This window comes from Schlegelella aquatica (assembly GCF_026013905.1).
GTDB classification, from domain to species: domain Bacteria; phylum Pseudomonadota; class Gammaproteobacteria; order Burkholderiales; family Burkholderiaceae_C; genus Caldimonas; species Caldimonas aquatica.
In genome coordinates this window covers 3,068,564-3,082,057 of the sequence record NZ_CP110257.1, presented here as the reverse complement: position 1 = coordinate 3,082,057, position 13,494 = coordinate 3,068,564, and the positions used below count along the sequence as shown (strand labels likewise).

Annotated in this window: 10 protein-coding genes; 7 read left to right on the top strand and 3 right to left on the bottom strand. The window is 68.9% G+C overall.

Going from position 1 to position 13,494, the window contains the following annotated elements:
* Positions 1–72 precede the first annotated feature (72 nt).
* The 3 genes from OMP39_RS14140 to OMP39_RS14130 all read right to left on the bottom strand — a co-directional run bounded on the left by OMP39_RS14140 (position 73) and on the right by OMP39_RS14130 (position 5,348).
* Positions 73–2,895 (bottom strand): bifunctional glycoside hydrolase/polysaccharide deacetylase family protein, encoded by a 2,823-nt coding sequence (locus OMP39_RS14140; protein WP_264892422.1) that lies wholly within the window; start codon positions 2,893–2,895, stop codon positions 73–75.
* Between the two features lie 175 nt (positions 2,896–3,070).
* Complete coding sequence (gene glpK, locus OMP39_RS14135) at positions 3,071–4,564, bottom strand: glycerol kinase GlpK (RefSeq protein ID WP_264892421.1); 1,494 nt, start codon at positions 4,562–4,564, stop codon at positions 3,071–3,073.
* 19 nt (positions 4,565–4,583) lie between these two features.
* The gene (locus OMP39_RS14130) at positions 4,584–5,348 is read right to left on the bottom strand and encodes a DeoR/GlpR family DNA-binding transcription regulator (RefSeq protein WP_264892419.1); all 765 of its coding nucleotides are present in this window, start codon (positions 5,346–5,348) and stop codon (positions 4,584–4,586) included.
* A gap of 225 nt (positions 5,349–5,573) precedes the next feature.
* On the opposite strand from OMP39_RS14130, the gene glpD reads away from it, so the two are divergent.
* From glpD to OMP39_RS14095, 7 genes are all read left to right on the top strand, one after another.
* Entirely contained in the window at positions 5,574–7,196 is a 1,623-nt protein-coding gene (glpD, locus tag OMP39_RS14125) for a glycerol-3-phosphate dehydrogenase (protein WP_425340640.1), read from the top strand.
* Between the two features lie 20 nt (positions 7,197–7,216).
* Complete coding sequence (locus OMP39_RS14120) at positions 7,217–8,305, top strand: ABC transporter ATP-binding protein (protein ID WP_264892417.1); 1,089 nt, start codon at positions 7,217–7,219, stop codon at positions 8,303–8,305.
* A gap of 1 nt (position 8,306) precedes the next feature.
* Complete coding sequence (locus OMP39_RS14115) at positions 8,307–9,401, top strand: ABC transporter ATP-binding protein (RefSeq protein ID WP_264892416.1); 1,095 nt, start codon at positions 8,307–8,309, stop codon at positions 9,399–9,401.
* 58 nt (positions 9,402–9,459) lie between these two features.
* Complete coding sequence (locus tag OMP39_RS14110) at positions 9,460–10,344, top strand: carbohydrate ABC transporter permease (protein WP_264892414.1); 885 nt, start codon at positions 9,460–9,462, stop codon at positions 10,342–10,344.
* A complete protein-coding gene (locus OMP39_RS14105; protein WP_264892412.1) occupies positions 10,337–11,149 on the top strand; it encodes a carbohydrate ABC transporter permease in 813 nt (270 codons plus the stop codon). Before OMP39_RS14110 ends, OMP39_RS14105 begins: the two co-directional genes overlap by 8 nt.
* Positions 11,149–11,457, top strand: a complete 309-nt coding sequence (locus OMP39_RS14100; protein ID WP_264892411.1) for a DUF2160 domain-containing protein — start codon at positions 11,149–11,151, stop codon at positions 11,455–11,457. Before OMP39_RS14105 ends, OMP39_RS14100 begins: the two co-directional genes overlap by 1 nt.
* A 103-nt stretch (positions 11,458–11,560) precedes the next feature.
* Positions 11,561–13,294 carry an ABC transporter substrate-binding protein gene (locus OMP39_RS14095; RefSeq protein ID WP_264892409.1) on the top strand — a complete coding sequence of 578 codons (1,734 nt, stop codon included), beginning with the start codon at positions 11,561–11,563 and terminating at the stop codon, positions 13,292–13,294.
* Positions 13,295–13,494 lie beyond the last annotated feature (200 nt).

The following is a 13,494-nucleotide window of genomic DNA, read 5'->3' as shown; positions in this document are numbered from 1 at the left end:
GCCACCATCCGGCCCGGCTGCCCTGTGGCGGTGCCGTGCGATGGCGCGATCCCGAGCCCACCGGGCGATCTTTCAACCCGGGCGGCATTGCACCTCGAGTGCGGTGGTCTCGCTGCGCACCAGGACCTCGGAGCCCTGGCGTCGCAGGGTGCCGGAGCCCGCCACCTGCCATCCGGGAGGGACCTCGATGCGCGCCTCGGCGGGCACGTGGCCTCGCAAGCGCGCGCGCCACCCGCCGCCGGGCAGGCGCTCGAAAGCGACGATCTCCGCGTTGGCGTCGACCAGGCGCGCGACTGCCGGCCCCGGGCGGATGCGAGCGTCCTCGGCCGTGAGGTGCAAGTAACGCAGCCCGCCGTGCTCGTTCCAGCCGGCGAGCCCGTCGCTGCTGGCCACTGACGGCGCAGGGGCGGCCACCGGTTGTCGCCACTGCGCCAGCGGGCGCCCGCTGGCGAGGCGCCAGCCGCCTTCGAGCAGTCGGCCGACGGCCGCGCTGCGCCAGGCATGCACCGTGTCGTGGTAGCGGCGCGCCGTCACCGGGTGCAGCGGTTGCGCGAGCGCCCACCGAAAGACCTCGTGCAGCGCTTTCGCCCCGGCGGGCTGGGTGACCAGGTAGGGATGGAAGTAGATGTTCACCGGTTTGAGCCGGCGCGGCAGGTCGGTCATGACGAAGGTGTCGACCACATGCTCGTACCCCGTATAGGGCGGCTGCCAGTCACCGGTGTAATCCATCTCGTTGGAGGCCGGCGCGTACACCTGGTACTCCCGCTGCTTGGAGATGCCCATGGGCCACAGCGCGGTGAGGGTTGGTCGGGCACGCGTCAGGGGGCCGCCCCCGCCGTTGATCGTGCCCATGCCGGCCTCGCGCGCCAGCCGGAGGGCCTCGGCGGGCGGGTTGCAGTTGCCCGACCACAGCAGCATCTCTACGGGCTTGCCGGGCGGACAGAGGCGCTCCTCGATCCAGGCCTTCGAGCCGGCGGTCTCGGTGCGCAGGTCGAACTCGTAGCCCGGCAACTGCAGGTGCACGCCGTATTGCAGTTCACGCCCAGCGGTGTCCAAGCCAGCCGCTTCGCCCCAGTGGAACGGGTGCGACCAAGTGTGGCTGCCGGCCTGGGCGTGGGGCAGGGCCAGAGCCTTGCGCGCCCATTCCTGGGCGAGACCCGCCTGTGATCCATAGACGCCCTGTTCGCTCACCTCGCCCACGATGAGCGAGACGGTCACCGGCACGCGGTAGCGCATCAGGTACTCGCGCACCAGGTACTCGCCCGCGGTCGGCGTGCCGGGAAGATTGCAACGGTTGAGCCAACCATCGCCGTCGAAATGCACGAAGAACGCGCGCCGCCCGACGCATGTCGTCACATCGGGCATCGGGTCGTCGCCCAGCCGCAGCGCCTGGCGCAAGAACTCGATCAGGTCGATCGCCCAGCGCGCGCCGCCGCCGCCCGGCAGCCCATAGACTCCGAAGCCGGGCAGTGCATAGCCGCCCCACGGGGTGATGGCGGCAGCGTCCATGCGTTGCCCCGCGCCGTCCTCCGCCCACAGCCACACCCGCGCACCGGGGCCGGCGTTCAGCAAGGAGGTCTCGTCGGGCAGCACACGCGGCAGCACTTCGGCAGGCGGCGTGCCGACGGCCCGCTGCACACGCACCGGGGCCTGGAGCCGGCCGTCCACGAGCTCGGCACCCAGCGTGCGCAGGAGTTCCAGCGGCACTTGGCCGAGCACCACCACCGGCACGTTCTCGCGCCGGGCCCGCGCGATCAGATCCTGCGCGGCATCGCCCATCGAGACATCGTCGAGGTAGAGCACCACGCCCGCATACCGGCCGGTGAGCGCCCGCGGCGGCGGTGCGGCCGTCACCTCGCGGTACTCGGGCACCAGGCCCAGGTACTCCAGGGGCAGGGCGCCGTAGAGGTGCGCCGAACGCTGTTTGAGCCTCAGGTGCTGTGCATCGACCGGGTCGTGCAGCAGCAGCACCTTGCGTGGAACGACTTCCACGCTGCCAACGCCGAGCGTCTCCAGCGCCGGGTCGGCCACCCAGGGAATGAGCCCGTCCGTCGCGATGCGACGGGCCGTCTCGCGCGCCAAGTCGCGGGCGCCCGGCGGCACGTAGTCGATCGCAATGCCGGGCAACCCGAGCCGGCGCATGTTGGCGAAGCGGTCCAGCAGCCATCGACGGTCGGCTGGCGGCACCGCTTCGTAGCGGCCGGTCGCCGCGTCGTACCGCTGGTACAGCGACTCGGCCGCCACCGCCACCACATGGCGCCCCAATTCGGCGTCCACCAGCTCGAAGCCTCGGTTGAGCATCAGCCGCACCCCGGGGAAGCGCTGCACGAGCGCGCCCAGCGTGTGCCGCAGGGCGGCGGCCTGCGCTTGGCGCTCGGCGTCGCTGGTGGCCACGAGCTGATAGGAGTCCAGCGTGTCGAGGAAGAACGCGCGAAAGCCCTGCTTCCAAAGCGGGGCGACGACGCGGTCGAGGAAGAACTCCGTCCAGCCCGGCGCAGTTTGGTCGATGACCCAGGAGCCCCAGGCTTCGTTGCGCCGGCGGACCCAGGCCGGCGGGAGGGACTCCGCGTAGTCGCGTCCAGGGTGCACCTCGCCTAGCGAGACATAGGCGAACGCCAGACCGTGCGGTGCCAGCGAGGCCGCGACGTCGGCCCGCGCGGCGAGCGCGTGACCCGGCTCGAGCACGACCCAGTCGAAGAGCCGCAGCTCATCCAGGGGCGGCTCGGCGCCATAGAAGAACGCCACCGCGGGCGGCCCGGGGGGCGTTGCTGCCCCCGGTGCGCGGGAAGCGGCGGTGGAGGCGGCCGACAGTGCGGGAAAGAGCGCCGGCGAGAGGCCCCGGACACCCAGCCCGGTCCACCCGGGCAGCTGCCACAGGAAGTCGCGTCGATTCATGTGACCCGAATTGTCACCAAGACGACGCAGCTTTGCGCCGGTAACACACAAACTCGCCCGGCCTTATCTCACGGGTCTCCGTAACGCCGGCCGCGCGGGCGCGGCAGTATGTCACGAGTCGTTACGCTCGAGCGTGCACGGACGGGGGCGAACCCCGCGAATGAGGGGGGGCGGGTCAGTCCAACGTCGCCTGCCGAACGGCCTTCTCCCAGCGGTGCATCAGCTCCTCGGCGCGCCCGCGCGGCATCGTGGGCAGGAAGCGCCGCTCCACCTGCCACAGGGCCGCCAGTTCGTCCAGCGAGTGATAGACGCCGCATGCGAGCCCCGCCAGGTAGGCCGCGCCGAGGGCGGTCGTCTCGATCACCTTGGGCCGCACGACGGGGATGCCGAGAAGATCGGCCTGGAACTGCATCAGCAGGTTGTTGACGCACGCGCCGCCGTCCACACGCAGCTCGGTGACCGGCACGCCGCCGGCGGCCTGGACGTCGCGGCTCATCGCCTGCAGCAAGGCGGCGCTCTGGTAGGCGATGGATTCGAGGGCCGCGCGCGCGATGTGGGCCGCCCCGCTGCCGCGCGTGAGCCCGACGATGGTGCCGGTGGCCTGCGGCTTCCAGTACGGGGCGCCGAGGCCCGTGAAGGCCGGCACGAACATCACGCCGCCCGAGTCCGGCACCGACTCGGCCAGGCGCTCCACTTCGCTGGACGCCTTGATGGCGCGCAGCCCGTCGCGCAGCCATTGCACCACCGCCCCGCCGATGAAGACGCTGCCCTCCTGCGCATACTCGCGCGTCGGCGTCGTCTGGGCGGCGGAGGTCGTGATGAGCCCATTGCGGGAGAGCTCGGCATGGCTGCCCGTGTGCATCAACAAGAAGCAGCCCGTGCCGTAGGTGTTCTTCGCGAGCCCCGGGCGGAAGCAGGTCTGGCCGAAGAGGGCGCTTTGCTGGTCGCCCGCGATGCCACCGATGTTGACGGCCGCGCCCAGCCACTCGGGCAGCGTCTCGCCGTACAGGTGCGCCGAGGGGTGCACCTGGGGCAACAGGCTCCTCGGGATGCGCAGGGCGGCGAGCAGCTCGTCGTCCCACTCGTTGCGGTGGATGTCGAAGAGCATCGTGCGCGACGCGTTGGTCACGTCGGTCACGTGCAGCCGCCCGCCCGTCAGCTGCCACACGAGCCAGGTGTCCACCGTGCCGAAGGCCAGCTCGCCGCGCTCGGCCGCCTCGCGGGCGCCGGGCACGTGATCGAGCATCCACTGGATCTTGGTGGCCGAGAAGTACGCGTCGATCACGAGCCCGGTGCGCTCGCGCACCAGCGGCTCCAGCCCTGCGTCGCGCAGGGCTGCGCAGGTGGGCTCGGCACGCCGGTCCTGCCAGACGATCGCGTTGTGCACCGGCTCGCCGGTGCGTCGGTTCCACAGCAGCGTGGTCTCGCGCTGGTTGGTGATGCCCAGCGCCGCGATGTCGCGCCCCTGCAGCCCCGCCTTGGCCAACGCTTCGCGCGCGGTGGCCAGCTGCGTCGCCCAGATCTCGTGGGGGTCGTGCTCGACCCAGCCGGGCTGCGGGTAGATCTGCGCGAACTCCCGCTGCGCCATCGAGACGACGTGCCCCTGGGCATTGAACACGATGCTGCGCGAGCTGGAGGTGCCTTGGTCGAGGGCGAGCAGGTAGGTCATCGGTGCTTCCTGGTGCGTGTCAGGCCGCCACTTCGCACAGCACGCCCGCGTCGGCCAGCAGACGCGGGTAGGGCTCCGGAGGCGGGGCGTCGGTGAACAGCATGTCGAGCTCGCTCACGTGGGCGAGCTCGACCATCGCGGGACGGTTGAACTTGCTGTGGTCGGCACACAGCCACACCTGGCGGGCGTGCTCGATGATCGCGCGCGAGACCTTCACCTCGCGGAAGTCGTAGTCGCGCAGCGTGCCGTCGGCCTCGATGCCCGAGATGCCGATCAGCGCGATGTCGACCTTGAACTGCCGGATGAAGTCCACCGTGGCTTCGCCGACGATGCCGCGGTCGCGCGAGCGTACGACACCGCCGGCCACGATGACCTCGCAGTCGGGGTTGTCGGTGAGGATGGCCGCGACGTTCAGATTGTTCGTGATGACGCGCAGGCCCCGATGCCGCAGCAGCTCACGCGCGACCGCCTCGGTCGTGGTGCCGATGTTGAGGATGAGCGAGCAGCCCTCGGGCACGGCGCGCGCCACCGCCCGCGCGATGCGCTGTTTGGCTTCGGCGTTCAGGCTTTGCCGCTGGCGGTAGGCGATGTTCTCGACCGTGGAAGTCGGCACGCGCACGCCGCCGTGAAAACGCGCGAGGAGCCCTGCCTCGGCGAGCAGCTTCACATCGCGCCGCACGGTCTGCAGCGTCACACCGAACCTTTCGGCCAACGCCTCCACCGAGACCGCGCCCTTGGCGCGTACTTCCTCCAGCAATTGCGACTGTCGTGGGTTGGGCGTCATGGGTGGGGATTGTGCCTGCGCCCGGTCGCGCGGCACGCCAAGGAACATAAGCGAACTCACGCGAACGCAAATGAGGGTTTGCGCGGCATTGATTTCTTTTCGGTTGTCGGCTAAAAGGAAAAAAGAAACTACAAAACGAACACAAACGAACTCACCTCGCTGCCCCGTGCCCTCGTGGGCTGGACGCAAACGCGGTGACGTGCACTTGCTCAGGAGACCGTTCCGGTGAAGCCATCGGACCCTACTGCCGCGTCCCGCCCGCGCGTCGCCGTCCCGGCCACGCCGCACGGGCAACCGCTGCAATGCGACGTCTTGATCGTCGGCGGCGGCATCAACGGCTGCGGCATCGCACGCGACCTCTCGGGCCGGGGTCTCGGCATCGTGCTGTGCGAGAAGGACGATCTCGCGCAGCACACGTCGTCGTCGTCGACCAAGCTGATCCACGGCGGGCTGCGCTACCTGGAACATTACGAGTTCTCGCTCGTGCGCAAGGCCCTGCAGGAGCGCGAGGTGCTGCTCAAGAGCGCCCCGCACATCATGTGGCCGCTGCGCTTCGTCATGCCGCACGACCGCTCGCTGCGGCCAGTGTGGATGATCCGCGCCGGGCTGTTCCTTTACGACCATCTCGCCCGGCGCGAGGTGCTGCCCGCGTCGCAGACGGTCGATCTGCGACGTCACCCGGCCGGCACCCCGTTGAAGGCCGCCTACACGCGCGGCTTCGTCTATTCCGACGGATGGGTGGACGACGCGCGCCTCGTCGTGCTCAACGCGCTCGATGCGCAGGCGCGTGGCGCGGCCATCCTCACCCGCACCCGTTGCGTCGAGGCGCGCCGCGGGCCCGCCGGCTGGGAGGCCACCCTCGTCGACGTCGAGGGGCGCCGGCGCGCCGTGCAGGCACGTGCGCTCGTCAACGCCGCCGGCCCCTGGGCCGAGCAGTTCCTGCGCGAGCATGCGCATCAGCGCGGCACCAAGGCGCTGCGGCTGGTCAAGGGCAGTCACATCGTCGTGCGGCGTCTGTTCGACCACCCGTACGCCTACATCTTCCAGAACCCCGACAAGCGCATCATCTTCGCCATCCCCTACGAGGGCGCCTACACGCTGATCGGCACCACCGATGTCGAACACCTGGGGCCCATCGGGCAGGCCCACATCGACGACGGCGAGATCGCCTACCTGTGCGAGCAGGCGAGCCGCTACTTCGCCCGCCCGGTGCGCCCCGAGGACGTCGTGTGGACGTACGCCGGCGTGCGCCCGCTGCTCGACGACGCTTCGGGCGACCCCTCGGCGGTCACGCGCGACTACCTGCTCGAGCTGGACACGACCGGTGGCGCGCCGCTGCTGTCGGTGTGGGGCGGCAAGATCACCACCTTCCGCAAGCTCGCCGAGGAGGCCGCCGACCTGCTCGGCCCCGCACTCGGCGTGCGCACGCCAGGCTGGACGGAAGGCGCGTTCCTGCCGGGCGGCGATCTCTCGGCCTACATCGGCGCGCCGCAGCGGCCCGATCAGGACTTCGAACGCTTCGACGCCGAGCTCGCGCGGCGCCATCCGTGGCTCGCCCCCGCGATGCGGCGTCGGTGGGCCCGGGCCTACGGGGCGCGGGTCGGCCTGTTGATCGGCGACGCTCGCGGGCCGGCCGATCTGGGCGAGGAAGTCGCGCCCGGCCTTCCTGAGGCGGAACTGGAGTACCTGGTGCGCGAGGAATGGGCCCTCAGCGCCGACGACGTGCTGTGGCGCCGCAGCAAGCTCGGCTTGCACCTGGAGCCGCCGCAGCGCGAAGCGGTCGAGCGCTGGATGGCAGCGCGACTGGACCCCGTGCACGGTGGGCTGACCGAGAGCCCCGCGCCCTGACACACAGGAGAGAGAACGACATGCAGTTGGTGCTGGAACGCATCGAGAAGCAGGTGGGCGCGCAGACCCACCTGTACCCGATGGATCTGGCCTTGCAGCCCGGTGTGGTCACCGTGCTGCTCGGCGCCACTCAGGCGGGCAAGACCAGCCTCATGCGCCTGATGGCCGGGTTGGACCAGCCCACGCGCGGTCGCGTGCAGGTGGACGGCCTCGACGTCACCGGCGTGCCGGTGCGCGAGCGCAACGTCGCGATGGTCTATCAGCAGTTCATCAACTACCCGTCCATGACGGTGTTCGACAACATCGCCTCGCCGCTGAAGCTGCGCGGCGAGCGCAAGGTGACCGAGCGCGTGCGAGCGCTTGCCGCCAAGCTGCACATCGAGCCCTTCCTCGAACGCTACCCGGCCGAGCTCTCCGGCGGGCAACAGCAGCGCGTGGCCTTGGCGCGGGCTCTCGCCAAGGCCGCGCCCCTCGTGCTGCTGGACGAGCCTCTGGTCAACCTGGACTACAAGCTGCGCGAGGAATTGCGCGAGGAACTCACGCATCTCTTTTCGAGCGGCGACTCGACCGTCGTCTATGCCACCACCGAGCCGACCGAGGCGCTCCTGCTGGGCGGCTACACCGCGGTGCTCGATGCGGGCGAGCTGCTCCAGTACGGCCCCACGGCCGAGGTCTTCCACCGCCCGCAGTCTCTGCGCGTCGCCCGGGCCTTCAGCGACCCGCCGATGAACCTCATCGCCGGCGAGGCCGCCCACCTGGGCGTGCGCCTGCCGGCCGGTGTGGAGGTGTCGGTGCCGCTGCCGGCCGCCGGCAGCCGCAGCGTCACCCTCGGGGTGCGCGCCAGCGCCCTGCGAGTGGACCGCCGCGAGGGCGACGTCGCCGTGCCCGGCACGGTGGAGCTGGCCGAGATCTCCGGCTCCGACACCTTCGTGCACGTGGTCACCCCGATCGGGGAACTGGTCGCTCAGCTCACCGGCGTGCACGAGTTCGACCTGGGCAGCACGCTGACGCTGTACCTGTCGCCTTCTCAGGTGTACGTCTTCGACGAGAGCGAGCGCCTGGTCGTCGCGCCGGCGCGCGCACGGGCCTTCAGCGCGAGCGAGGGGTGACATGGCACGCATCGACCTGGATCTCGCCCATTCCTACAAGCCGAACCCGCAACGCGATGAGGACTACGCGCTGCTGCCGCTGCGCATGAGCTTTCGCGACGGCGGCGCCTACGCGCTGTTGGGCCCCTCCGGCTGCGGCAAGACCACGTTGCTCAACATCATCTCGGGGCTGCTGAGGCCCTCGCAGGGCCGGGTCTCGTTCGACGGGCGGGAGGTGACCGCGCTCTCGCCTCAGGCACGCAACATCGCGCAGGTGTTCCAGTTCCCGGTCATCTACGACACGATGACCGTCGCCCAGAACCTGGCCTTTCCGCTCAAGAACCGGGGCGTGCCGCCGCAGCGCATCGAGGCGCGCGTCGGACAGATCGCCGAGATGCTGGAGCTGTCCGCGGATCTCGACCGGCGCGCCGCCGGGCTGTCGGCCGATGCGAAGCAAAAGATCTCGCTCGGCCGCGGCCTCGTGCGCGAGGACGTCTCGGCGGTGCTCTTCGACGAGCCGCTGACCGTGATCGACCCGCACCTCAAGTGGCAGTTGCGGCGCAAGCTCAAACAGATCCACCACGAACTCAAGCTCACGCTCATCTACGTCACGCACGACCAGGTCGAGGCGCTCACCTTCGCGGAGGAGATCGTCGTGATGACGCGCGGGCGTGCGGTGCAGATCGGCTCGGCCGACCAGCTCTTCGAGCGGCCCGCCCACACCTTCGTCGGTCACTTCATCGGCTCGCCGGGCATGAACTTCCTGCCCGCGCGCATCGAGGCAGGGCACGTGCACGTCGCAGGCCACCGGCTGCTCCTGCCGCCCGCTCGGGCCGGCCTGGCCGACGCAGGCGAGGTCACGCTCGGCGTGCGGCCCGAGTACGTGCGGCCCACCGCAGCGCAGGCGCCGGGCGCGGTGCCGGTGCGCGTCCTGCGCGCGCAGGACATCGGCACCAGCTGGCTGCTCACCGCACGAGCCGGCGAGGGCGAAGGGGCTCCGCTGCTCAAGGCGCGCGTGTCCGCCGAGCAAGCGCCCCCACAGGAGCAGGGCCTCGCATGGTGGTCGGTGTTGGGGCCGCACACCTGCTTCTACAAGAACGAGGAGCTGATCGCGTGAAGACGCTGCCCATCCCCGCGGCCGCCCGCCGGCACGCGCACCTTGCAGGAGCGGTGCGATGAAACCGATCAATCAGAAGGCCTGGCTGCTCGTGCTGCCGGTGATCCTGTGTGTCGCGTTCTCGGCGGTGTTGCCGCTGATGACCGTGGTCAACTACTCGGTGCAGGACATCATCTCGCCCGAGCGGCGCGTCTTCGTCGGCACCGAATGGTTCGCCCTGGTGATGCGCGACGAGGAACTGCACGCGGCGCTGGTGCGGCAGATCGGGTTTTCACTCGCGGTGCTGGCCGTCGAGATCCCGCTGGGCATCGCGTTGGCGCTGTCGATGCCGGCGCGCGGATGGCAGGCCTCGGCGGTCCTGGTCATCGTCGCGCTGTCGCTGCTCATCCCATGGAACGTCGTGGGCACGATCTGGCAGATCTACGGGCGCACCGACATCGGTCTCTTGGGCGCGGCGCTCGCGTCGCTCGGCATCGACTACAGCTACACCGGCTCGGCCACCGACGCCTGGGTCACGGTGCTCGTGATGGACGTGTGGCACTGGACGCCGCTGGTGGCCCTGTTGTGCTATGCGGGCCTGCGCGCGATTCCGGACGCCTACTACCAGGCCGCGCGCATCGACGGCGCGAGCAAGTTCGCCGTCTTCCGCTACATCCAGTTGCCCAAGCTGCGCGGCGTGCTGATGATCGCGGTGCTGTTGCGCTTCATGGACAGCTTCATGATCTACACGGAGCCCTTCGTGCTGACGGGCGGCGGGCCCGGCAACGCGACGACGTTCCTCTCGCAGTACCTCACCCAGAAGGCCGTGGGCCAGTTCGACCTCGGGCCGGCGGCGGCCTTCTCGCTGATCTACTTCCTCATCATCTTGCTGCTGTGCTTCATCCTCTACAACTGGATGCAGCGCGTCGGCACGCTCGACTCGACGGAGGGTGCCCATGGATGAGCGCCGCTTCAGAAAGCGCGTGATCTTCCTGATCGCCTACCTGCTGTTCGCGATCCTGCCGGTCTACTGGATGGTCAACATGTCGTTCAAGACGAACGACGAGATCCTGTCCAGCTTTTCGCTGTGGCCGCGCGACTTCACGCTCGCGCACTACCGCACCATCTTCACCGACGAGTCCTGGTACTCGGGCTACATCAATTCGCTCATCTACGTCGCGATCAACACGGTGATCTCGATCACCGTCGCGCTGCCGGCCGCCTACGCCTTTTCGCGCTACCGGTTCCTGGGCGACAAGCACGTCTTCTTCTGGCTGCTGACCAACCGCATGACGCCGCCCGCGGTGTTCCTGCTGCCGTTCTTCCAGCTCTACACGACGCTGGGCCTCATGGACACGCACATCGCCGTGGCGCTGGCACACCTCGTCTTCAACGTGCCGCTGGCGGTGTGGATCCTCGAAGGCTTCATGAGCGGCGTGCCGCGCGAGATCGACGAGACCGCCTACATCGACGGTTACTCGTTCCCCAGGTTCTTCCTGACGATCTTCCTGCCGCTCATCAAGGCGGGCGTGGGCGTCGCCGCGTTCTTCTGCTTCATGTTCTCGTGGGTGGAACTGCTCATGGCGCGCACGCTGACCAGCGTCAACGCCAAGCCGATCGTCGCGACGATGACGCGCACCGTCTCGGCCTCGGGCATGGACTGGGGCGTGCTCGCCGCAGCCGGCGTGCTCACCATCGTGCCCGGCGCGATCGTGATCTGGTTCGTACGGCACTACATCGCCAAGGGCTTCGCGATGGGGAGGGTGTGATGTTCGACTGGATGGTGTGGACGCTGCCCGTGGCCGTCTTCTTCGCCTGCATCGCCTTGGTGCTCGTCGGCATGACGATCTGGGAGATCAAGTCGCCGACGACCACGCGCAAGGGGTTCCTGCCGATCGCGACCACGCGCGGCGACCGGCTGTTCATCGGCCTGCTCGCGGCGGCCTACATCAACCTCGTCTGGGTGGGCCTGGGCGAGAAGCTCGCCGTGTGGTTCTCGCTGGAGCAGGAGCCCTCGGTGTGGATCAGCTTCGTCCTGTCGATGGCTGTGCTGGGGTGGATCATGCGCAAGGGGTGAGCTGCGCGTCTGGCAGGCAGAACCGGATTCAACGAGGCGCGGCCGGAACTTCCCGCGGTCACGCTCGAAGGCATGCAGGGAAGGGCATCACGAGGAGACCGACATGAAGCAACGCTTGACGGCCGTGGCATTCGCCGCTGTGGCCCTGGCGCTGGGGCAAGCCGCCTGGGCCGGAGAGGCCGAGGCCAAGAAATGGATCGACAGCGAGTTCCAGCCGTCGACGCTGTCCAAGGACCAGCAGATGGCCGAGATGAAGTGGTTCATCGAGGCGGCCAAGAAGCTGCAGGCCAAAGGCGTGAAGGAGATCTCGGTGGTGTCCGAGACCATCACCACGCACGAGTACGAGGCCAAGACGCTGGCCAAGGCCTTCGAGGAGATCACCGGCATCAAGGTGCGTCACGACCTCATCCAGGAAGGCGACGTGGTCGAGAAGCTGCAGACCTCGATGCAGTCGGGCAAGTCCATCTACGACGGCTGGATCAGCGACTCCGACCTCATCGGCACGCACTACCGTTACGGCAAGATCCTGCCGCTGACCGACTACATGAACGGCGCGGGCAAGGAGTTCACCAACCCGGGGCTGGATCTGAAGGACTTCATCGGCATCAAGTTCACCACCGCGCCGGACGGCAAGCTCTACCAACTGCCCGACCAGCAGTTCGCCAACCTCTACTGGTTCCGTGCCGATCTCTTCGAGCGCAAGGACCTGAAGGACAGGTTCAAGGCCAAGTACGGCTATGAACTCGGCGTGCCGCTCAACTGGAGCGCCTACGAGGACATCGCCGACTTCTTCACCAACGACGTCAAGCAGATCGACGGCAAGCCGATCTACGGCCACATGGACTACGGCAAGAAGGACCCGTCGCTCGGTTGGCGCTTCACCGACGCGTGGCTGTCGATGGCCGGCACGGCCGACCGCGGCATCCCCAACGGCATGCCGGTGGACGAATGGGGCATCCGCGTCGCGGAGGACAAGTGCACGCCGGTGGGCGCCTCGGTGTCGCGCGGCGGTGCCACCAACTCGCCGGCAGCCGTCTACGCGCTCACCAAGTACGTGGACTGGATGAAGAAGTACGCGCCCAAGGAAGCCACCGGCATGACCTTCAGCGAGGCCGGCCCCGTGCCGGCCCAGGGTCAGATCGCGCAGCAGATCTTCTGGTACACCGCGTTCACGGCCGACATGACCAAGCCGGGGCTGCCGGTCGTGAACCCCGACGGCACGCCCAAGTGGCGCATGGCCCCGTCGCCCTACGGCCCGTACTGGAAGGACGGCATGCAAAACGGCTACCAGGACGTCGGCTCCTGGACGTTCTTCCAAGGGCATGACCCCAACCGGCTGGCCGCGGCATGGCTCTATGCCCAGTTCGTGACCAGCAAGACGGTGTCGCTGAAGAAGTCGATCACCGGGCTGACCTTCATCCGCGACAGCGACATCCGCCACGACTACTTCACCAAGAACGCCGCCAAGTACGGTGGCCTCATCGAGTTCTACCGCAGCCCGGCGCGCGTGGCCTGGACGCCCACCGGCACCAACGTGCCCGACTATCCCAAGCTCGCCCAGCTGTGGTGGAAGAACGTGGCCACGGCCGTCACCGGCGAGAAGACGCCGCAGCAGGCGATGGACAACCTCGCCGAGGAGATGGACCAGGTCATGGCGCGTCTGCAGCGCGCCGGCATGGCCCGCTGTGCCCCGAAGCTCAACGGCAAGGGCGATCCGAACAAGTGGCTCTCTGCGAACGCCGCGCCCTGGGCCAAGCTCGCGAACGAGAAGCCCAAGGGCGAGACGATCGCCTACGACAAGCTGCTGCAAGCCTGGAAGGAAGGCAAGGTGCGCTGAAGCGCCCCTGGCCGGGGGATTCCGACCCGGATGTCTCCTCGCCCGGTTCCCCGGGCGTTGGTGGGCTGCCCCACAAGGGCGGCCCTTTTTCTTCTGAGGGCCGCTGCTCCTGCGCCGCGAGTTACAACTTTCACTTCGTCACGGCTTGCGCATTGAACTTGCTCACGGTCGAATGTGTCCAACTTCGTACCTGACGAGGA

What these genes read in the sequence shown, in the direction of transcription:
- OMP39_RS14140 (WP_264892422.1), bottom strand. Translation starts at nt 2,895, where the DNA reads ATGAATCGACGCGACTTCCTGTGGCAGCTGCCCGGGTGGACCGGGCTG.
- glpK (WP_264892421.1), bottom strand. Translation starts at nt 4,564, where the DNA reads ATGACCTACCTGCTCGCCCTCGACCAAGGCACCTCCAGCTCGCGCAGC.
- OMP39_RS14130 (WP_264892419.1), bottom strand. Translation starts at nt 5,348, where the DNA reads ATGACGCCCAACCCACGACAGTCGCAATTGCTGGAGGAAGTACGCGCC.
- OMP39_RS14120 (WP_264892417.1), top strand. Translation starts at nt 7,217, where the DNA reads ATGCAGTTGGTGCTGGAACGCATCGAGAAGCAGGTGGGCGCGCAGACC.
- OMP39_RS14115 (WP_264892416.1), top strand. Translation starts at nt 8,307, where the DNA reads ATGGCACGCATCGACCTGGATCTCGCCCATTCCTACAAGCCGAACCCG.
- OMP39_RS14110 (WP_264892414.1), top strand. Translation starts at nt 9,460, where the DNA reads ATGAAACCGATCAATCAGAAGGCCTGGCTGCTCGTGCTGCCGGTGATC.
- OMP39_RS14105 (WP_264892412.1), top strand. Translation starts at nt 10,337, where the DNA reads ATGGATGAGCGCCGCTTCAGAAAGCGCGTGATCTTCCTGATCGCCTAC.
- OMP39_RS14100 (WP_264892411.1), top strand. Translation starts at nt 11,149, where the DNA reads ATGTTCGACTGGATGGTGTGGACGCTGCCCGTGGCCGTCTTCTTCGCC.
- OMP39_RS14095 (WP_264892409.1), top strand. Translation starts at nt 11,561, where the DNA reads ATGAAGCAACGCTTGACGGCCGTGGCATTCGCCGCTGTGGCCCTGGCG.